17 protein-coding genes are annotated in these 18,583 nt (G+C 70.6%); 9 read left to right on the forward strand and 8 right to left on the reverse strand.

The annotated features are described in order from the left end of the window. The 8 genes from IFT89_RS12700 to IFT89_RS12735 form a co-directional block, all read left to right on the forward strand. Positions 1–900, forward strand: a 900-nt coding sequence (locus IFT89_RS12700; protein WP_202939131.1) for an amidase, incomplete at its 5' end; no start/stop codon positions are given. Positions 901–983: 83 nt separating this feature from the next. Then, a complete protein-coding gene (locus IFT89_RS12705) occupies positions 984–2,504 on the forward strand; it encodes an NtaA/DmoA family FMN-dependent monooxygenase (protein ID WP_307783502.1) in 1,521 nt (506 codons plus the stop codon). 90 nt (positions 2,505–2,594) lie between these two features. Further along, entirely contained in the window at positions 2,595–4,217 is a 1,623-nt protein-coding gene (locus IFT89_RS12710) for an ABC transporter substrate-binding protein (protein ID WP_202939132.1), read from the forward strand. Positions 4,218–4,288: 71 nt separating this feature from the next. Then, positions 4,289–5,380: an ABC transporter permease gene (locus IFT89_RS12715; protein WP_202939133.1), complete on the forward strand. Its 1,092-nt coding sequence runs from the start codon at positions 4,289–4,291 to the stop codon at positions 5,378–5,380. Further along, on the forward strand, positions 5,377–6,249 hold the full coding sequence (locus IFT89_RS12720; RefSeq protein WP_191941427.1) for an ABC transporter permease: 873 nt from the start codon (positions 5,377–5,379) through the stop codon (positions 6,247–6,249). The genes IFT89_RS12715 and IFT89_RS12720 overlap by 4 nt, the downstream gene beginning before the upstream one ends. Further along, the gene (locus IFT89_RS12725) at positions 6,246–7,964 is read left to right on the forward strand and encodes a dipeptide ABC transporter ATP-binding protein (RefSeq protein ID WP_202939134.1); all 1,719 of its coding nucleotides are present in this window, start codon (positions 6,246–6,248) and stop codon (positions 7,962–7,964) included. The genes IFT89_RS12720 and IFT89_RS12725 overlap by 4 nt, the downstream gene beginning before the upstream one ends. A 35-nt stretch (positions 7,965–7,999) precedes the next feature. Then, positions 8,000–8,764, forward strand: a complete 765-nt coding sequence (locus tag IFT89_RS12730; protein WP_202939135.1) for an SAM-dependent methyltransferase — start codon at positions 8,000–8,002, stop codon at positions 8,762–8,764. Between the two features lie 129 nt (positions 8,765–8,893). Continuing rightward, positions 8,894–9,859 (forward strand): oxygenase MpaB family protein, encoded by a 966-nt coding sequence (locus IFT89_RS12735; protein ID WP_307783503.1) that lies wholly within the window; start codon positions 8,894–8,896, stop codon positions 9,857–9,859. 303 nt (positions 9,860–10,162) lie between these two features. Here IFT89_RS12735 and IFT89_RS12740 read toward each other — a convergent pair whose 3' ends face one another. The 5 genes from IFT89_RS12740 to IFT89_RS12760 are packed head-to-tail and all read right to left on the reverse strand — an operon-like array spanning position 10,163 to position 15,098. Beyond that, on the reverse strand, positions 10,163–10,948 hold the full coding sequence (locus IFT89_RS12740; RefSeq protein WP_202939136.1) for an ABC transporter ATP-binding protein: 786 nt from the start codon (positions 10,946–10,948) through the stop codon (positions 10,163–10,165). Beyond that, positions 10,941–11,729, reverse strand: a complete 789-nt coding sequence (locus IFT89_RS12745; RefSeq protein ID WP_124769609.1) for an ABC transporter ATP-binding protein — start codon at positions 11,727–11,729, stop codon at positions 10,941–10,943. Before IFT89_RS12745 ends, IFT89_RS12740 begins: the two co-directional genes overlap by 8 nt. Beyond that, the gene (locus tag IFT89_RS12750; protein ID WP_202939137.1) at positions 11,726–12,637 is read right to left on the reverse strand and encodes an ABC transporter permease; all 912 of its coding nucleotides are present in this window, start codon (positions 12,635–12,637) and stop codon (positions 11,726–11,728) included. Before IFT89_RS12750 ends, IFT89_RS12745 begins: the two co-directional genes overlap by 4 nt. Beyond that, a complete protein-coding gene (locus tag IFT89_RS12755) occupies positions 12,634–13,593 on the reverse strand; it encodes an ABC transporter permease (protein WP_079707217.1) in 960 nt (319 codons plus the stop codon). Before IFT89_RS12755 ends, IFT89_RS12750 begins: the two co-directional genes overlap by 4 nt. Continuing rightward, entirely contained in the window at positions 13,590–15,098 is a 1,509-nt protein-coding gene (locus tag IFT89_RS12760) for an ABC transporter substrate-binding protein (RefSeq protein WP_202939138.1), read from the reverse strand. Before IFT89_RS12760 ends, IFT89_RS12755 begins: the two co-directional genes overlap by 4 nt. Before the next feature lie 272 nt (positions 15,099–15,370). Between IFT89_RS12760 and IFT89_RS12765 the strand changes: the two genes are divergently transcribed. Continuing rightward, a complete protein-coding gene (locus tag IFT89_RS12765; protein WP_159453431.1) occupies positions 15,371–15,826 on the forward strand; it encodes an SIP domain-containing protein in 456 nt (151 codons plus the stop codon). Positions 15,827–15,871: 45 nt separating this feature from the next. Here IFT89_RS12765 and IFT89_RS12770 read toward each other — a convergent pair whose 3' ends face one another. From IFT89_RS12770 to IFT89_RS12780, 3 genes are read right to left on the reverse strand one after another with little or no spacing between them, the layout of a single operon-like run. Continuing rightward, entirely contained in the window at positions 15,872–16,282 is a 411-nt protein-coding gene (locus IFT89_RS12770) for a Fe-S oxidoreductase (RefSeq protein ID WP_274500802.1), read from the reverse strand. Further along, positions 16,279–17,694, reverse strand: coding sequence for a dihydrolipoyl dehydrogenase family protein (locus tag IFT89_RS12775; RefSeq protein WP_202939139.1), 1,416 nt, complete (start codon positions 17,692–17,694; stop codon positions 16,279–16,281). Before IFT89_RS12775 ends, IFT89_RS12770 begins: the two co-directional genes overlap by 4 nt. After that, the gene (locus tag IFT89_RS12780; RefSeq protein WP_064295283.1) at positions 17,691–18,551 is read right to left on the reverse strand and encodes an arginase family protein; all 861 of its coding nucleotides are present in this window, start codon (positions 18,549–18,551) and stop codon (positions 17,691–17,693) included. Before IFT89_RS12780 ends, IFT89_RS12775 begins: the two co-directional genes overlap by 4 nt. Between the last annotated feature and the right edge of the window lie 32 nt (positions 18,552–18,583).

Here is an 18,583-nt window from a genome sequence, read left to right on the forward strand (position 1 = left end):
ATCCCGGCGGCCGCCTGCGGGCTCGTCGGCCTGAAGCCCACGCGGGGGCTCGTCCCCGCGGGCTCCGGTGTCGACCGACTCGCCGGCCTCGTCGTCCCCGGGCCGATCGCCCGGACCGTCGCCGACGCGGCGCTCCTGCTCGACGCGATGATCGAGCGCGTGCACGGACGCATCGACCATCACTTCACGCTGCGAGCACCCGACGCCGACGACGGACCCCTGCTCGGGCACGCCGTGCGCGGCGAGGGCCGGTTCCAGTTGGCGGTCCTCGACGGCTCACCCTGGGACAGCGCCTTCGAGCTGGCGGTGGACCCGGAGGCCCGCGCCGCCGTCGACGTCGCCACCCGGGCGTTCACCGCGATGGGGCACGGCCTGGAGGAGCTCACCCTTCGCGACGCCGAACGGTACCCGACCGACTTCACGACGATCTGGCAGGCCTCAGCGGCCGGTGTCCCGGCGTCCTCGGAGGCGGAGCTGGCGCTCCTCGAACCCATCACGAGGTCCCTCGTCGAGCGCGGTCGGGCGCTGCCGGCGACCCGGCTCATGGAGACGCTCGCCAGTCTCCACCGGTTCGAACGCAGCGTCCTCGCGCAGTTCGCGCCGTTCGACGCGATCATCACGCCGGCGCTCGCCCAGACACCACGGCCGATCGGGTGGTACGACCAGGACTCGCCCGAGCTGAACTTCGAGCAGCAGGTGCGCTACGCGCCGCACACCTCCTTCGTGAACGCGACCGGCCTGCCGGCCATCACGCTCCCGGTGCACGAGACGTCCGAGGGGCTGCCGATGGGCGTCCAGCTGATCGGGCGTCCCGGTGGCGAGGCCACCCTGCTCGCCCTCGGTGCGCAACTGGAACGGCGACTGCGCTGGCAGGACCGCGTCCCGTCCGTCGCCCGCTGACCGATCGTCGCCCCGCGTCGCCCGGTGGCGTATGACGGGATGTGACACCGCGGCCGGACCTCGTCCCTCCCGCTGCGCCTAGGGTGCTGAGGCGGCCCGGTCCGGACGGACCGATCGCCGCTCCACCGGAGGAGTCGATCATCAGCGAACAGTCCAGCCCGACGCGGTCCAGCCCCAAGCAGCTCATCCTCAACCTGTTCGAGATGAACTGCGTGAGCCACATCACCCACGGCCTCTGGCGCCTGCCGGACAACCGACGCGACCAGTACACCGACATCCGGTACTGGACGACACTTGCCCGGACAGCGGAGGCGGGCGGGTTCGACGCGATCTTCATCGCGGACGTGGTCGGCGCCTACGACGTCTTCCGCGGCGGCCCGGCCGACGCCCTGCGTGAGGGCCTGCAGATCCCGAACAACGACCCGCTGCTCGTCGTCCCCGCGATGGCCGCCGTGACCGAGCACCTCGGCTTCGGCATCACCTTCTCGACGAGCTACGAGCCGCCGTTCGCCTTCGCGCGTCGCATGAGCACCCTCGACCACCTGACGAACGGCCGCGTCGCGTGGAACATCGTCACCTCCTACCTGCCGAACGCCGCACGGAACTTCGGCCTCGCCGAGGAGATCCCGCACGACGAACGGTTCGCGATCGCCGAGGAGTACCTGGACGTCCTCTACAAGCTCTGGGAAGGGTCCTGGGACGACGACGCCGTCATCCGCGACCGGGAGGCCGGCGTCTACTCCGACCCCGACAAGGTGCGGTACATCGATCACGTCGGGCGCTACTTCCAGGTCGCCGGACCGCACCTGTCCGAGCCGAGCGCCCAACGGACACCGCTGCTCTACACCGCGACCGCCTCACCGGCCGGCATCGCGTTCGCCGGACGGCACGCCGAGGCCGTGTTCACGGGCGTGCGGGGTCCAGGTGGTGCAGGCCCCCTCCTGGAGCGGTTCCGTGCGGCAGCGGCCGACAACGGACGCGACGGGGCCGCGCTGAAGATCGTCGTCCAGGCGGCCGTCATCGTCGCGCGGACGCAGGAGGAGGCCGAGGCCAAGGCCGCGCAGTACCGCGAGCATGCGAGTATCGTCGGCCGGTTCGTGCACGCCGGGCTGCCGTTCGACCCGCTGGCGCACCCGGAGGACCGGACCGTCGCCGAGGCGCTCGCCGCAGAGGGGGTCCCGGCGGACGCCCTGCCGCCGCAGGTGACGGCCGGCACCGTCGGCGAGTTCATCGTGCGGGTCGGCAGCGACCTCGAACGGGACTTCTTCGCCGTCGGCACCCCCGAGGTCGTCGCCGACGAGATCGAGCGATGGTTGGACGAGGTCGGTATCGACGGGATCAACCTGCGGCAGTACCACAGCCTCGACACGCTCACCGACTTCGTCGAACTCGTCGTCCCGGAGCTGCGTCGCCGAGGGCGGCTGCGCGACGCGTATCGACCGGGGGAGACGCTCCGCGAGCGCCTGACGGGCGGGGCGGCCCGGCTCCCCGACGACCACCCGGCCGCACGATATCGCGGAGGACGGAACCTCGGCGACCAGCACGAGAGGGCGCTCGACGGTCACACGGCGTCATCGAAGGAACCCGCGGGAAACCTGTCGTAACAGAGCGGCGGGGTGGCCGGGTGCGCCGACCAGGATGGGCAACCACACCGGCACAGCACCGGACCACCCCGACCCACAGGAGTACCCGTCATGACCCGAACCACCAGACGGCGAGCACGACTCGCCGCCGCAGCACTCGTCGCCGTGAGCATCGCGCTGACCGGCTGCTCGGCGGCGTCGGCCTCGTCCGACGCGGACGGTGGCAGCCTCACCTACCTCGACGCGGAGATCCCCACCTCGGCGCAGGTGCAGGAGGCGGGCACGTGGCAGACCCGTGCGCTGCAGCAGAACATCACCGACCGCCTGCTCTACCGCAACGCGGAGACGGGCGAACTCGAACCGTGGATCGCCGACTCCTGGACCGTCAGTCCCGACGGTCTCACGTACACCTTCGTGATCCGTGACGGCGTCACCTACAGCGACGGCACCGCCGTCGACGCCACGAGCGTCGCGAAGAACCTGAACTGGCAGTCGACCGGCGACGAGGCGAAGGGCACGACCCCGAACGCGCAGTTCCCGCCCGGTCTCGTCGCGACGCCGGACGACGCGACCAGCACCGTCACCGTCGTCCTCGCCGCACCCTACGCGCCCTTCCTCGACGTGCTCACCGGGTGGGGATCCGGGCTCGTCGCCGACGCCACGATCGACGCGAGCAAGGAGGAGCAGTCGCAGTTCGTGAACCTCATCGGTTCCGGTCCCTTCGTCGTCGCCTCCGAGACCTACGGCAAGGAGATCGTGCTCGACCGTCGTGAGGGGTACGCCTGGGCCCCGCCGTCCTCCCCGAACCAGGGCGAGGCGCACCTCGCCTCGGTCACGGTCATCCCCGTGCAGGAGGACAGCGTCCGGCTCGGCACCCTGAAGTCGGGCGAGGCGGACGTCATCCGCTACGTCCAGCCGAGCGAGGAGCAAGGGCTCGTCGACGCCGGCTACGACATCGTGTCCAAGACGGGTGTCGGTCTCAGCAACCAGTGGTTCCTCCGCAGCCAGGCGCCGTTCCTCGACGACGTCGACGTCCGCAAGGCGCTGCTGCACGCGATCGACCGTGAGCAGATCATCGAGACGCAGTACACCGACAGCTGGACGCCCGCGACGTCGGTCCTGTCGCCGGGCACCTTCGGCTACGTCGACGAATCGGCGAAGTTCGCCTACGACCCGGATGCGGCCAACAACCTCCTCGACGGAGCCGGCTGGACCGAGCACGACGCGGACGGCTACCGCACGAAGGGCGGCGAGCGGCTCACGGTGAAGACCTACATCGACGTCTACGACAACACGGCGAAGAGCCTCTTCCAGCAGATCCAGAACCAGTTCAAAGACGTCGGGATCGAGCTGTCGCTCAACGAGCTCGACTACTCCACCTACTGGGCGACCGCGTTCGCGGACCCGGAGGTCGGGGCGCTCCGGGTCGGTTGGCCGCACCCGGACCCCTCGAAGGGCCTCAGCGAGTACTACAGCAAGGACGGCTCCGACCTCCTCGGTCTCGCCGGCTCCGACACGACCCTGCAGTCGCTGCTCGACGCGCAGAACGAGGCGACCGACGACGACACCCGTGCGGTGATCCTCGGACAGATCCAGGACCACCTGATCGACCAGGCCTACGTCGTCCCGATCCTCAACGACAGCCAGGTGTTCGTCACCCAGCAGCGGGTGAAGGGCTTCTCCCTCACCGACGGCGCCCTGCCCGAGTTCTACAACACCTCGATCGAGGACTGAGCGAGCGGGAGGGCCGTCGACCGGACGGCCCTCCCGTACCCGGTCCCGTCCCTTCCGAGAGGAGGCCCCACATGTCCAACCAGCATCCGAACGCCAGCGCGGCGGACACGCGACGCCGGCAGTACCGCGAGTACGTGATCAGGCGCGTCGCCCAGGCGCTCCTCGTGATCGCCCTCGTCTACACGCTCGTCTTCTTCACCCTCTTCGTCCTGCCCGGCGACCCCATCGAGAACAAGCTGACGAGCCCGCTCAACCCACTGCCCCCGTCCGCAGGCGAAGCACTGCGGGCGTACTACCACTTCGACCTGTCGCCGATCGAACAGTTCGCACTGACGGTCGGTCGGCTCCTCCACGGGGACCTCGGCTACTCGCTCGTGAGCGGTCGTGCCGTGTCGGACCTCGTCGCGCAGGGCTTCTCGGACACGATCGTGCTCGCGGGCGTGGCGTTCGTCATGACGATCGTGCTGTCGCTCGCGATCGCGCTCACCGCCGTGTACGGCCCCGTCAAGGCGATCAGGAGCATCGCGGCCTCGGCGCCCATCGCCTCGATCTCCGCGCCGAGCTTCCTCATCGGCTTCGTGCTCCTCGCGATCTTCTCCTTCCAGCTCGGCTGGGTGTCGTCGGTGCGCGATCAGGGCTTCGTGTCCTACGTGCTCCCGGCGCTGACCCTGGCGCTCGCCGTCAACGGTCCGTTGACGCAGGTGTTGATCCAGGGACTCCGGAAGGCTGCGGACGAACCCTTCGTCACCGTGCTCCGCGCGAAGGGGACGAGCGAGGTCCGGATCGCTCTCGGCCACGTCCTGAAGAACGGTGCGATCCCGTCGATCACGATGCTCGCCCTCGTCGTCGGAGAGCTGCTGGCCGGTGCCGTCGTCGTCGAGGCCGTGTTCACCCGCACCGGCCTCGGATTCATCACCTTCGAGAGCGTGCGCGATCAGGACACCCCGGTGATCCTGGCCGTCGTCATCCTCATCTCCTCCATCTACGTCGGCATCAATCTCGTGACCGACCTCGCCTACCCCGTCCTCGACCCGCGCATCGTCCGCCCGGGGCATGGGCGGCCCCGACGCTCCCGCCTCGCCAGGCCTGCTGTCGCGACAGCGGCGGCGACGGGGACGGCGGTGCCCGACGGTATCCCGTCGAAAGCGAGCGTGGACGCATGAGCCTCCGACTCCACCCGGACCGCGACGTCACCGCGGCCGACGACGGACCGGACGTGTTCCGTCGACTCCTCGGCCGCCTCGGGGTCGCGGACGTCCTGGCGATCATCGTCGTCGGTCTCGTCCTCGTGTCCGTCGTCGCACCCGGCCTCCTCACGCCGTACGACCCGCTCGAGCCCGACGACGCCAACGCGCTCGCCGCTCCGTCGGTCGCGCACTGGTTCGGAACCGACTCCCTCGGTCGCGACCTGCTGTCGCGGGTGATCCACGGCACCGGTCGGACCCTGCTCGGCTCGGCGGTCGCCGTCCTCATCGGACTTGGCGCCGGCACGGTCCTCGGGCTCGTCGCCGCGTCGTTCGGCGGTCTCGTCGACGCCGTCATCAGCCGGATCGTCGACGTGCTGCTCTCGATCCCCGGGCTGCTCCTCGCGATGGTCGTCGTCGTGGCGCTCGGCTTCGGCACCCTGAACGCGGCCGTCGCCGTGGGGATCTCCTCGATCGCGGCGTTCACGAGGATCATGCGCTCCGAGGTGCTGACGGTGAAGGACCTGCCGTTCGTCGAGGCGAGTCACCATCTCGGCGGGTCGCGGGCGTACGTCCTCGCGAAGCACGTCTTCCCGAACTCGTACTCCGCGGTGCTGTCGCTCACGGCCCTCCAGTTCGGCCTCGCGATCATCTGGATCTCCTCGCTCAGCTTCCTCGGGTACGGAGCTCCGCCCCCCGACCCGGAGTGGGGCCTGCTCGTCTCCGAGGGTCGTCAGTACGTCGTGTCCTCGCCGTGGCTCGTCGTCGTCCCGGGCCTCGTGATCGCCGTCACCGTGCTCGCCATCAGCCGTCTCAGCCAACTCACCCGCGAGAGGACCACCGCATGAACCAGGCAGCCCTGCAGCACAGCGCACTCCATGTCGTCGACGCGGCTCCGGTGCCGTTGCTCGTCGACGGACTCGCCGTCGGGTACCGGACACGTGGCTCGAGGGGGCTGACCGACACGGTGCGCGACGTGTCGTTCCAGGTCGGGCGCGGCGAGACGGTGTCGCTCGTGGGTCAGTCCGGTTCGGGGAAGAGCACGATCGCCCGGGCGGTCGCGGGGCTCCTCCCGGGCAACGGCTCGGTCACCGCCGGTCGGGTCGCGGTCGCCGGTCACGAGGTCGCCGACTTCTCCCGGAAGCAGTGGCACCCCCTGCGCGGCTCGACGCTCGGTTTCATCCCGCAGGATCCGCTGAGTTCACTCGACCCGCTGCAGCGGATCGGCGTGCAGATCGCCCAGGCGGTCCAGGTGGCGGGCGACACCCCGCGCTCGGAGGTCCCCGCGCGCGTGATCGAGCTGCTCGACCACGTGGGCATCCGTCAGGCCTCGGCCCGCGTGCGGTCCTACCCGCACGAGCTCTCGGGCGGGCAGTTGCAGCGGGTGCTCATCGCGATCGCCATCGCGGCGAGGCCCAAGCTGCTCATCGCCGACGAGCCGACGTCCGCGCTCGACGTGACCGTCCAGCGGCGCATCCTCGACCTCCTCGACGGCCTCCGGCAGGAGCTCGGGCTCGGGATCCTCTTCATCACCCACGACCTGGCGCTGGCGCAGGAGCGCAGCGACGCGATCGTGGTCCTGCAGGACGGGAACGTCCGCGAGTCGGGCCCGGCCGAGGAGGTGTTGCTCGCACCGCGGCACCCCTACACGGTGGGGCTGCTCTCGGACTCACCCGCGTCCTCGCCCTTGCGCTACCGGGAACGCATCCGCGCTGCGGCCGAGCAGGTGCAGGCGGAGCAGCGCGGCGAGACGAACGCGGCGCCCGCAGTGGTCGAGGTGTCGCACGTGTCCAAACGGTTCGGACGCGATCCGCAGGCGCCGCCCGCACTCGACGGCGCGTCGCTCGTCCTCCGTCCGCGTTCGATCCACGCGCTCGTCGGCGAGTCCGGGTCGGGCAAGTCGACGCTCGCGCGCATCGTCGCCGGGCTCACCTCCTTCGACGACGGCTCGGTGCGGGTCGCCGGCCGGGAACTCCCGCGGGACAACGCCGTCGCCAACCCCTTCGCGCGCGACCTCCAGCTGGTCTACCAGAACCCGCTCTCGGCGGTCGATCCGCGGTACACCGTCGGACAGATCATCGAGGAGCCCCTGCGGATCCACGGGGTGCGGAGCGCCGCCGAACGCCGGCGCCGCGTCGCGACCATCCTCGACCAGGTCGCCCTCCCCGCGAGTGCGCTGGGGCGTCGTGCACGGGAGGTGTCGGGCGGTCAGCGCCAGCGGGTCGCACTCGCGAGGACGCTCGTCCTCGCGCCGTCGGTGCTCGTCCTCGACGAGCCCACCTCGGCGCTCGACGTCTCGGTGCAGGCGCAGATCGTCGAACTGCTCCTCGACCTCCGGGACGAGCACGCGCTCAGCTACCTGTTCATCTCGCACGACCTCGGTCTCGTCCGGCAGATCGCCGACGAGGTGACGGTGCTGTCGACCGGGCGCGTCGTCGAGTCGGGCCCGGCCTCGGCCGTCCTCGGGCATCCACAGCACGCGTACACTCGGGAGCTGCTCGACGCGGTGCCGCGGTTCGACGTCGAGCGGCTCGATCCGAGCCGGTTCGAGGCCGTCGGATGAGCGCACCGACCACGGAACCACGCACGGAGGAGACCATGTCACGATCGTTCGACGACCTCGTCGCCGAGGCCGACGCCGCCTCGGTCGACGGATGGGACTTCTCGTGGCTCGACGGCCGAGCCAGTGAGGCGCGCCCCTCCTGGCGGTTCTCGGAGCTGCTCGGGAGACGTCTGGCCGACGTCCCGTCCTCGCTCGACCTCGAGACCGGCGGGGGAGAGGTGCTCGACACGGCGCCGGTGCTTCCACCGCTCGCGGCCGCCACCGAGTCCTGGCCACCGAACCTCGCCCGAGCCGCCGCCCGCCTGCACCCGCGCGGCGTCGTCGTCGTTCGCACGGAGGAGGGTGCTCCACTGCCGTTCGCGGACGACTCGTTCGCGCTCGTGTCGAGCCGGCATCCCGTCGCTGTGGACTGGGCCGACGTAGCGCGGGTGATCGCGCCGGGAGGAGGCTACCTCGCCCAGCACGTCGGACCGGCGAGCGTGTTCGAACTCGTCGAGGCCTTCCTCGGCCCGCAGCCCGAAGCCGTCCGTCGAGCACGTCACCCTGACGACGAGGCCGACGCCGCCCGCGCCGCCGGACTCGAGATCGTGGAGCTGCGGACCGAACGGCTGCGGATCGAGTTCCACGACGTCGGTGCGATCGTCTGGTTCCTGCGCAAGGTGATCTGGATGGTGCCCGGATTCACCTCCGCGCGGTACCTCGACCGCCTGCAGCAGCTGCACCGTTCCCTGCAGGAGGACGGTCCGTTCGTCGCACACTCTTCCCGAACCCTCATCGAAGCGCGCAAGCCAGCCCGGTGACCGGGCCCCTGCCGAGGCGCCCTTCGACAGGCTCAGGGACCGGGATAGAGGAGACGATCCCCCTACGGGCGGGGCCACCGGCATCCCGACGTAGGCTCGTCGTGACGGCGAGTGGAGGACGATCGAGTGGTGGATGTCGGCACCGGACGGCGACCGGTCTCCCGCCTGCGCACCCGCCTGCTTGCCGGGCTCCGCTCACGGATCCTCGCGGTCTTCGCGGTGGAGCAGGACCGCCCGCCGCAGTGGACGCTCGATCTCGAGGACGGCACCGACGCTGGGTTCTTCACGCCCGACTCCGCGGCCTGGACGGTGCACGGCGGTGTCGAGACCATGGTCGCCGGTATCCGGGCGCTCCTCCTGCAGGCGGCCCACCCCGGGGCGCTCGCCGGCGTGCACGACTGGTCCCGGTACCGGGAGGACCCCCTCGGACGGCTCGACGGCACCATCCGCTGGATCTTCACCGTCACCTACGGCGATCGCGACACGGCCCGTCGGACGAGCGACTATGTGCTCAAGCTCCACGAACGCGTCGTCGGGGAGTACCTCGACGCCCATGGCGTGGTGCGCCCGTACGCGGCCAACGACCCGGACCTCCTGCGCTGGGTGCACCTGGCGTTCACCGACGCCTTCCTGAGCGTGCGACAGACCTGGGGCGGTCGGATCCCCGGTGGTGCGGACGCCTATGTGGCCGACTGGGCGCTCGCGGGCGAACTCATGGGCGTCGTCGACCCGCCCCGCTCCGAGGCTGAGCTGGCCCGACAGCTGCGCGGGTACCTCGACGCCGGCGACCTGACCGGCGGCCCGCGGGTCGACGAGACCCTGGCGTTCCTCCGCCGACCGCCGCTCGACCGCTCGCTGCTCCCCGCCTACGGGATCCTCTTCGCGGGAGCCGTCGCGACGATCCCACCCGAGTACCGCCGCATCCTCGGGCTCCGCACCGCTCATCTCGGCCCGATCCCGCTGCCGGTCGTGACGGCGACCCGGGTGGTCCTGTGGATCGTGGGGCTCGTCCTGCACGGTGAGTCGCCGAGCCAGCGCGCGGCCCTGCGCCGGCACCGGCGCCTGGCGGACCCGCCGGCCGTCTCCGGTCCCTGAGCTTGTCGTCCCCGGTCCCTGAGCTTGTCGAAGGGCTGCGCTCCGCGTTCCGTACTTCGCCCTTCGACAGGCTCAGGGACCGGGTGGTGGCGCAGGACCGGACGGCAGGTCGGCATGCCCTCTTGGGCGTCATCGCGCCGCCAACCGTCTCCGGTCCCTGAGCTTGTCGAAGGGCGGTTCTGCGCGGAGGATTGTCGCCCTTCGACAGGCTCAGGGACCGGGGAATGGTGGCTGAGGGGCCGGGACGGTGGTCCAGCGACGGTGGTCCAGGGACCGTGTGGTGGCTCAGGGACCGGGACGGTGTCAGAGGCGGGGGACCGAGGCGAGCAACTGGGTCGTGTACGGGTGCGAGGGCCGACTGAGGACCTTGGCGACCGGGCCCTCCTCGACGATCGCTCCGTCGCGCATGACGACGACCCGGTCGCAGAGATGCTGCACCACGCCGATGTCGTGCGAGACGAGCACGATCGCCAGCCCGAGCTCCTGACGCAGCCCGCCGAGCAACTCGAGGATCTGCGCGCGGACGGTGACGTCGAGCGCGCTGAGCGGTTCGTCGCCGACGAGGAGGCGCGGGCGGTGCACGATCGCGCGCGAGAGGGCGATGCGCTGGCGCTGACCGCCGGAGAACTCGTGCGGGAAGCGGTCGGCCGCGTCGGCGTCGAGCCCGACGAGCCGGAGCACCGCGCGGACCCGGGAACGGTGGTCGCCCTCGATCCCGAGCGCCGAGAGCGGCTCGGCGACGATCCGCCCCACGCTCATGCGCGGGTCGAGCGACGCGTACGGGTCCTGGAACACCACACCCGTCTGTCGACGGAACCAGTGCAGACTCCTGGCGCTCGCCGCGGCGCTGACGGGACGGCCGTCGAACGCGACGGACCCGGAGCTCGGGGTGTCGAGTGCGAGCAGGAGGCGGACGAGCGTCGACTTGCCCGACCCCGATTCACCGATGATGCCGACGGCCTCACCGGGGGCGACGACGAGGTCGCTCGGGTGGAGCGCGACGGTGCGGCTCGGGCGCTGGAAGAGCGACTCCCTCGGGTTGGTGTAGACACGTCCGAGCCCCTGGGCGTGGAGCAGCGGCTCAGTCATCGTCCTCGCCCTTCCAGCTCATGGTCTTCGCGGCGGCCAACAGCCGCTGCGTCACGGGCGACACCGGCATCGACAGCAGTTGGGCCACCGGCCCGGCCTCGACGACCTTCCCCTGCGCGAGCACCACGGCGTCACTGGCGATCCGGGAGAGGACCGCGAGGTCGTGGGTGATGAAGACGAGGGACGCCCCGGTCTCGCTCACGAGACGCTCGAAGAGGCCGAGGATCTCCGACTGGATGGTGACGTCGAGCGCCGTGGTCGGCTCGTCCGCGATGAGCAAGGAGGGTCCGCAGGCCAGGGCGATGGCGGCCGCGACCCGCTGGCGTTGTCCGCCCGACAGCTGGTGCGGGTACCGCCGGACGATGCGCTCGGGGTCGGGCAGACGGACCCGCGCGGCGAGTTCGACGGCACGGTCGAGCGCTTCCCGTTTCGACAGCCCCTCGTGGATGCGCAGCGGCTCGCCGATCTGTCGTCCGATGGTGCGGATCGGGTTGAGTGCCGTCCGAGGCTCCTGGAACACGATCCCGATCTCACGCCCGCGGATCCGCGCGAGTTCGCGGTCGTCGCGGCCGAGGAGTTCCTCGCCCTGCCAGCGGATGCTGCCGCTCACCGAGGCGCCGTCGGGGAGCAATCCGAGGATCGCCAGCGCCGTCAGCGACTTCCCGGATCCGGACTCGCCGATGAGGCCGAACCGTGCGCCCGCCGGCACGCTGAAGCTCACGCCGTCGACGACCCGGCGACCGCCGAGCGTGACGACGAGGTCCTGGACGTCGAGACTCATGCGGTCACCCCCTGGGGCGAGGTGGGGGTCGACGCGGGTCCGCGGCGACCGAGGGTCGGATCGGTCGCGTCCCGCAGGGCGTCTCCGAGGAGGTTGAGGGCGAGGACGGTGATGGTGATGGCGAGCCCCGGCCACAGCACCGACAGCGGGTGCACGGCGAGGTAGGTCTGCAGTTCACTGAGCATCCGACCCCAGGACGGGACACTGGAGGGGGCGCCGTAGCCGAGGTACGACAGGCCCGCCTCGGCGAGCACCGCGACCGCCATCGACCACGACAGCTGGACGATGAACACCGGTGCGACGTTCGGCAGCAGATGCCGCGTCAGGTTCCTCACCGGTCCGAGACCGGCGGCCTTGCCGGCGAGCACGTACTCGCTGTGCGAGACCCGGCGGATCTCGGGGCGGGTCACCCGGGCGATGTTCACGCCGAAGCTGATGCCCACCGCCCAGATGACGACCCACAGCGAGCCGCCGAAGACCGAGGCGATCATCATGGCGATGAGCAGTGTGGGGAACGCGATGAGGATGTCGATCAGCACCGCGACCGTCTCCCGGACCCAGCGCCGCGTGAGTGAACCGAGGGCGGCGAGGGCGACCCCGATGACCGTCGAGACGACTGCGGAACCGATCGCGACGGCCACGGTCACCCGCGCACCGACGAGCAGCAGGCTGAAGATGTCGCGTCCGACCTCGTCCGTGCCGAACAGATGGGCCGGCGACGGAGCCAGCCACTTCGCGAACGGATCGGTGAGCTGGGGGTCGTACGGCGTCCAGAGGAAGGAGACGCCGGCGCTCAGGAGGAGCAGGGTGACCACGACGAGACCGAACACGCCTGCCGGGCCGGACACGAGGGTGCGGAGTCCGCCTGATGCCGCGCGCCGACGCGGGTGATCCTGACCGGCGGTCATGTGGTCCGCTCCCGTTCTCGGAGTCGGGGGTCTGCGAGACGGTGGACGACGTCCACGACGGCACCGATCACGAGGACCACCCCAGTGAGGACGAGGAGCTCGCCCTGCACCTTCACGAGGTCGCGGTTGCCGACATCGGCGACGAGCATGCGCCCGATGCCGGGCAGCGTGAAGAGCTGTTCGATGATGACGCTGCCGACGATGAGCCCGGCGATCTGGAGCCCGAGCACGGTGACGACCGAGAGCGCCACGTTCGGCAGCCCGTGGCGGATGAGTGCCTGCGAACGGGTCAGCCCCTTCGCCGCCGCCGTCCGGACGTAGTCCTGGCCGATCGCGTCGAGGGCGGCGGAACGGACGAAGCGCAGCAGGACCGCGCCCTCGACGACGCCGATCGTGAGCGCCGGGAGGAGGAGGGCGCGGATCGCCGCCAGCGGATCGTTCCAGCCCGCGCGCGGGAAGCCCTGCGCCGGGAGCCAACCGAGTACGACGGCGAAGAGGAGCACGAGCATCATGCCGGCCCAGACGACCGGGACGGCGGCGAGCCCCTGCGACGCGAAGGAGATGACGACGCCCGTCGCGCGGGTGCGCCGGACGGCCGCCAACACCCCGAGCGGCACGCTGAACGCGAGGGCGATCACGAGGGCCATGATGCCGAGCGGGACGGTCACCTGCGCCTTCTGGGCGAGTTCGCTGGCGACGGGGGTGCCCGTGATGAGCGAGTTCCCGAGATCGCCGCGGAGCAACCCGCCGATCCAGTCGAGGTACTGCAGGAGGACGGGCTGGCCGAGTCCCAACTGTTCACGGATCGCAGCGACCGCTTCGGGCGTCGCGTCCGTTCCGGCGATGACCTGGGCGACGTCGCCCGGGAGCACCCTGATGGTGAAGAAGATCAGGGCGCTCGCGGCGAGGAGCCCGACGAGGAGGAGTACCAGCCTCGTCAGGATGAACCGGGTCACCCGGTCACGGCGACCTTCGCCAGGTTGATGCGCGAGTTGACCGAGTCCACGGGGAAGCCGGTCACGCCGTCGCGCACCACCGTGAGGGTGATCGCGGTGTAGAGCCAGTCGGCGGCGTTGTCCTTCGACACGAGGTACGCCGCCTCCTTGAGCTTCTGGGCTGCGACGGCCGGATCGGTCGCCGCTACGGATTCAGCATAGAGCGACTGGACCTGCGCGTTGTCGTAGCCGAAGTAGTAGTTCGGGTTCGCCCAGTTCTGGAAGTCGCGTGCCTCGACGTGGTTCACGTAGCTGAGGTCGTAGTCCTTGTTCGTGTAGACGTCGTTCAGCCAGGTCGGGAACTCGACGCTCTTGACGGTGAGGGTGACGCCGATGGCCTTGAACTCGGACACCAGGACGTTGGCCACCGAGGTGCCGTAGAAGCTCGGGATCGTGAGCGTCAGGGACAGGTTCTCCTGGCCGGCCTGGGCGAGGAGCGCCTTCGCCTGTTCCGGGTCGTACTTCACGAGCTCGCTGAGGTTCTCGTAGCCCGGGTCGAGCTCGGGGATCGGTCCGTACTGCTCGACCGCGGCGCCGCCGACGGCCTCGACGATCGCGGCGTGGTCGATGGCGGAGCGGAGCGCCTGCCGGACGAGGGGGTCGTTCAGGGGAGCGCGCAGGTTGTTGAAGGCGAGGGTGTACTTGTCGGTCGTCTTGCCTTCGGTGATGCTGAACCCGTCGGCACGGGTGATCTGTTCCTTGAGGTTCGCGTCGAGCGCCGTCTGCACGTCGAGTTCGCCGGCGAGGGTGGCGTTGACGGCGGAGGAGGCGTCGGGGATGTAGCTGAAGACGACCTCCTTGACCTTCGGAGCGTCGCCCCAGTACTTCGCGTTCCGGTCGAAGGTGATGCTGTCGCCCTGCTTCCAGGTCTTCAAGGTGAACGGCCCGGTGCCGTTGGCGGTCGTCGACAGGTCGTTGGTGGCGCCCGACTCCAGCACGAGTCCTGCGCGTCCGGTCAGGGTCCACAAGAGGTTGGAGTCGGGCGAGGTGAGCTGCAACTGCACGGTCGAGTCGTCGACGGCCGTGATCGAGGCGACCTTCTGGAGCGCCACGTTGTCGACGAAGGTCGGGTCCTGCTGCACCTGGGTGATGGAGTCGACGACGTCGGCCGCGGTCAGGGCGGCGCCGTCATGGAAGGTCACGCCGTCGCGGAGGACGAAGGTGTAGGTGAGACCGTCGGCGCTGATGTCGTGGCTCTTCGCGAGCGTGTCGACGATCTGGTTGTCCTCGGTGCGGGACACGAGGCCCTGGTAGACGTTGTCGATGAGGATCTGGTCGAGCGCGGCGCCGGAGGTGGTGCGGATGTTGAGGTCGGAGGGCTCCAGGACGAGACCGACCCGCAGGGTCGCGTCGGCGTCGGGCGTCGGCGTCGCGGCCGGGCCTGCGCAGCCGGTGAGGACGAGGGCGGCGCCGGTGACCGCGATCGCGGCGGTGAGGAGCTGACGACGCAGCTGACGATGACGCATGGAGGTCCTTTCGGGGATGCTGGAGTGGCCGGCATCTGGAGACGCACAACCGGTTCCGGGCAGCGGGCATTCCCGCCTGGGCCGCGTGAATACTGGACCGCGTCCGGAAAGCCGCATCGCTGGGGCTCCAGCGAGCGTACCCAGTCGACGTGTGTGGTGCCAGCCACGGTGTCAGGGGGCGTCACAGAGTGATCGGATCGTGATGTGCTCCGCCGCCTTGGAAGACCCTGCGCGGGGGCCGAAGTGAGCTTAGGCTCGCCTATACTGATCGCGTGAGCTATTTCGAGGATCCGGCGGAGTTCGCCGTCGCGGACGCACGCCACGTGCTGCTCGCTGGCGACGAGTCGTCGGTCGGCGAGCTGGCCGAGGTCCTCGCGCTGCTCCCCATCTGCGCCCGCGGTCAGGTGTTCGTCGAGGTCGACGACGCCGCGTCGATCACCACCCTCGACTCGCCGGGACGCGTCGTCGTGACGTGGCTCGTCCGCGCAGCGCGTTCGGGGGAACCTGGAACGGGCAGCCGGTGCGCACGCGGTCAGGCCGTCGCGCGAGCGACCCGGGCCTGGGCGAGCGAGATGCTCGACGTCGACGGACACGACGCGGCCGACTACCACGTGTGGATCGGCGGTGAGACGGAGCACCTCACGGGTCTCCGGAACGACCTCAGGATGACCCTGGCGAGCATCGGCGCACGTCAGCGCTCGAGCTCGGTCGAGCGCGCATCGCACTGACACGACCTCGCACCGGGCCGCACCGCACGGACGCCGCGACGCTCGTCAGCGGCGTTTCGGCAGGTAGCCTCCCGCTTCGAGACCGGCTTCGATCTCGAACCGGTTCCGGAGCGGATCACGACCGGCGATCGCGTACATCAGCGGGAAGAGCATGCCGTACCGCTGCCACTGCCGCTTGTGCACCGCCTCGTGTTCGAGCACCCGGGTCGACACGTTCCGGTCGGTGAGGTACACCCCGCCGACGCATGAACCACCTCGGCCGAACGTCCACGACGGCATCCCGCGGAAGACGATCATCCCGCCCCGCCGTTCGACCGGCCCGGTGCTCCAGACTGCGCCCCAGACGAGCCCGGTGAGCGTGGCGTACCAGTACCCGATCCGGCTGAGCGGTGAGTCGAGCCACGGGCCGCCGGAACGACGGCTCCGCGGCTGATCGACCTCGCCGGGACGGGTCACGCACCGCTCCGGTAGGTCTCGAGGAGCCGCAGCCAGATCTCACTCATCGTCGGGTAGGACGGCACCGCGTGCCAGAGGCGGTGCAGCGGCACCTCACCCACGACGGCGATCGTCGCCGCGTGGACGAGTTCGGCGACGTCCTGACCGACGAAGGTCATCCCGATGATCACGCCGCGCTCCTCGTCGACGACCATCCTCGCCTGCCCGGTGTAGCCGTCGGCGTGGAGGCTCGAGCCCGCGATGCCACCGAGGTCGTAGTCGACCACCCGGTGGTCGATCCCCGCCGCCTCGGCCTGCGCGGCCGTGAGTCCGACGGCGGCGACCTCCGGTTCGGAGAAGACGACCTGCGGCACGGCACGGTGGTCGGCGGTCGCCGCGTGGTCGCTCCACGGGCTGGTGTCGACGTCCTCGCCGTTCGCCCGTGCCGCGATGACCGCGCCCGCGGCGCGTGCCTGGTACTTGCCCTGGTGCGTCAGGAGTGCCCGGTGGTTGACGTCGCCGACGGCGTACAGCCAGTCGCTGCCGTGGGCGAGGAGCTGATCGTCGACCTCGATCCAGGCACCCGGTTCCAGGCCGACGGTCTCGAGCCCGAGGTCGTCCGTCCGTGGCGTCCGGCCGGTGGCCACGACGAGTTCCGCCGTCGTCACCGCATCCCGGTCGTCGAACTCGAGCGTGACGGCACCGTCGGCGGCCCGGGAGACGGCGGTGGGGGAGGCGTGCACGATCGTCACGCCGAGCTCACGCAGGGAGGACTCGACGAGTTCGCCGGCGAACGGTTCGGTGTTGCCGAGCAGGCCACTGCGCGCGACGAGCGTGACGTCGACCCCGAGTGAGCGGTAGGCCGTCGCGAGCTCGACGGCGACGACGCCGCCACCGAGGAAGGCGACGGACGCTGGCAGGGTCTGGACGCTCGTGGCCTCGCGGCTCGTCCATGGCTCCACCGCCGCCAGCCCCGCGATGTCGGGCAGGAGCGCGGCGGATCCGGTGCAGACCGCGACGGCGTGCGTCGCCGTGAGCACGGTCGTCGAGCCGTCGGCGGCCGTCACGGTGACCTCGCGCTCGCCGGTCAGTCGACCGTGCCCACGCACCAGCTCGATGCCGGCGCCCTGGAGCCAATCGACCTGGCCGTCGTCCGACCAGTCGCTCGTGAACGAGTCCCGTCGCGCGAGGACCTTGAGCGGGTCGAGCGCGGTGTCCTCGGGGATGGCTCCACCCGTGCGCTTGGCGGCACGCAGGGCGGCGCCCGATCGGATGAGGGCCTTGGACGGCATGCAGGCCCAGTAGGAGCACTCACCGCCGACCAGTTCGCTCTCAACGATGACGACGCTCAGACCGCTCTTGTGGGCGTAGTCGGCGACGTTCTCGCCGACGGGTCCGGCTCCGATGACGACGAGATCGACGGTACGGCTCATGGGGTGACTCCTGTCGGGTTGGTGCTGTCGGGCTTCGGTTCGCGACTGATCGCGCCGATGATGCGGAGGATGGTGCCGAGGTCGTCGGCTGCGGCGTCGGGGGAGCCGGGGGAGAAGCCCGTGACGCCGGCCCCGGCGAAGCCGAACCGCGCGCGGAGCGCGGTGATGCAGTCCAGCAGGGTGCCGAGTTCGAGACCGAAGGGGACGGCCGAGCTGACGCCGGCGATGACGGCGGGGTCGAGGACGTCGACGTCCACGTGCAGGTAGACGCGGTCGGCGCCCGTCGCCTCGACGGCGGCGACCACCTCGGCGGCGCTCGTCATCACCGAGGAGACCATGGGGATGCCACGCTCCTCGATGTGGGCGAGTTCACCGTCGTCGAGGTCGCGCACCCCCACGAGGACGAGCCGGGCGGGATCGAGTGGGGCCTCGGGCAGGAGCATCGCGGCGCCTTCGCCGGTCAGTGCTCGGGCGACCATTCCGCTGAACGACCCGGACGGCGAGCTGAGCGGGGTGTTGAGGTCGCCGTGGGCGTCGAACCAGACGACGGCGATGCCGGGGTCGCGTCGGAGGGCCTCACCGACTGACGCGAGTTCGACGCCGCAGTCCCCACCGATGGTGATGACGGGCTCGTCGATCCCGACGAGCGCCTGACGTTGGAGTTCCGCGGTCGTCACGAGGGAACTGGCGCGCCGGATGTCGGTGTCGAGGGCCTCGCCGGCCTCCGTCGGCACGTGGACGAGTGTCGTGGCCGCCGTGGGCAGGTCGCCACGGATCGCCTCGGCTCCATCGATCAACTGCATGGCCCTGGACGAACCGGAGCCCTGCCACTGGGGGACGACGACGAACTTCGTCATGCGGTGCCTTCCTGGAGGTGGTGCGAGGGGGC

Source organism: Plantibacter sp. CFBP 13570 (assembly GCF_014841395.1).
In the GTDB taxonomy this organism is placed as follows: domain Bacteria; phylum Actinomycetota; class Actinomycetes; order Actinomycetales; family Microbacteriaceae; genus Plantibacter; species Plantibacter auratus.

What these genes read in the sequence shown, in the direction of transcription:
- IFT89_RS12725 (WP_202939134.1), top strand. Translation starts at nt 6,246, where the DNA reads ATGAACCAGGCAGCCCTGCAGCACAGCGCACTCCATGTCGTCGACGCG.
- IFT89_RS12775 (WP_202939139.1), bottom strand. Translation starts at nt 17,694, where the DNA reads ATGAGCCGTACCGTCGATCTCGTCGTCATCGGAGCCGGACCCGTCGGC.
- IFT89_RS12780 (WP_064295283.1), bottom strand. Translation starts at nt 18,551, where the DNA reads ATGACGAAGTTCGTCGTCGTCCCCCAGTGGCAGGGCTCCGGTTCGTCC.
- IFT89_RS12710 (WP_202939132.1), top strand. Translation starts at nt 2,595, where the DNA reads ATGACCCGAACCACCAGACGGCGAGCACGACTCGCCGCCGCAGCACTC.
- IFT89_RS12745 (WP_124769609.1), bottom strand. Translation starts at nt 11,729, where the DNA reads ATGAGTCTCGACGTCCAGGACCTCGTCGTCACGCTCGGCGGTCGCCGG.
- IFT89_RS12715 (WP_202939133.1), top strand. Translation starts at nt 4,289, where the DNA reads ATGTCCAACCAGCATCCGAACGCCAGCGCGGCGGACACGCGACGCCGG.
- IFT89_RS12760 (WP_202939138.1), bottom strand. Translation starts at nt 15,098, where the DNA reads ATGCGTCATCGTCAGCTGCGTCGTCAGCTCCTCACCGCCGCGATCGCG.
- IFT89_RS12720 (WP_191941427.1), top strand. Translation starts at nt 5,377, where the DNA reads ATGAGCCTCCGACTCCACCCGGACCGCGACGTCACCGCGGCCGACGAC.
- IFT89_RS12750 (WP_202939137.1), bottom strand. Translation starts at nt 12,637, where the DNA reads ATGACCGCCGGTCAGGATCACCCGCGTCGGCGCGCGGCATCAGGCGGA.
- IFT89_RS12740 (WP_202939136.1), bottom strand. Translation starts at nt 10,948, where the DNA reads ATGACTGAGCCGCTGCTCCACGCCCAGGGGCTCGGACGTGTCTACACC.
- IFT89_RS12730 (WP_202939135.1), top strand. Translation starts at nt 8,000, where the DNA reads ATGTCACGATCGTTCGACGACCTCGTCGCCGAGGCCGACGCCGCCTCG.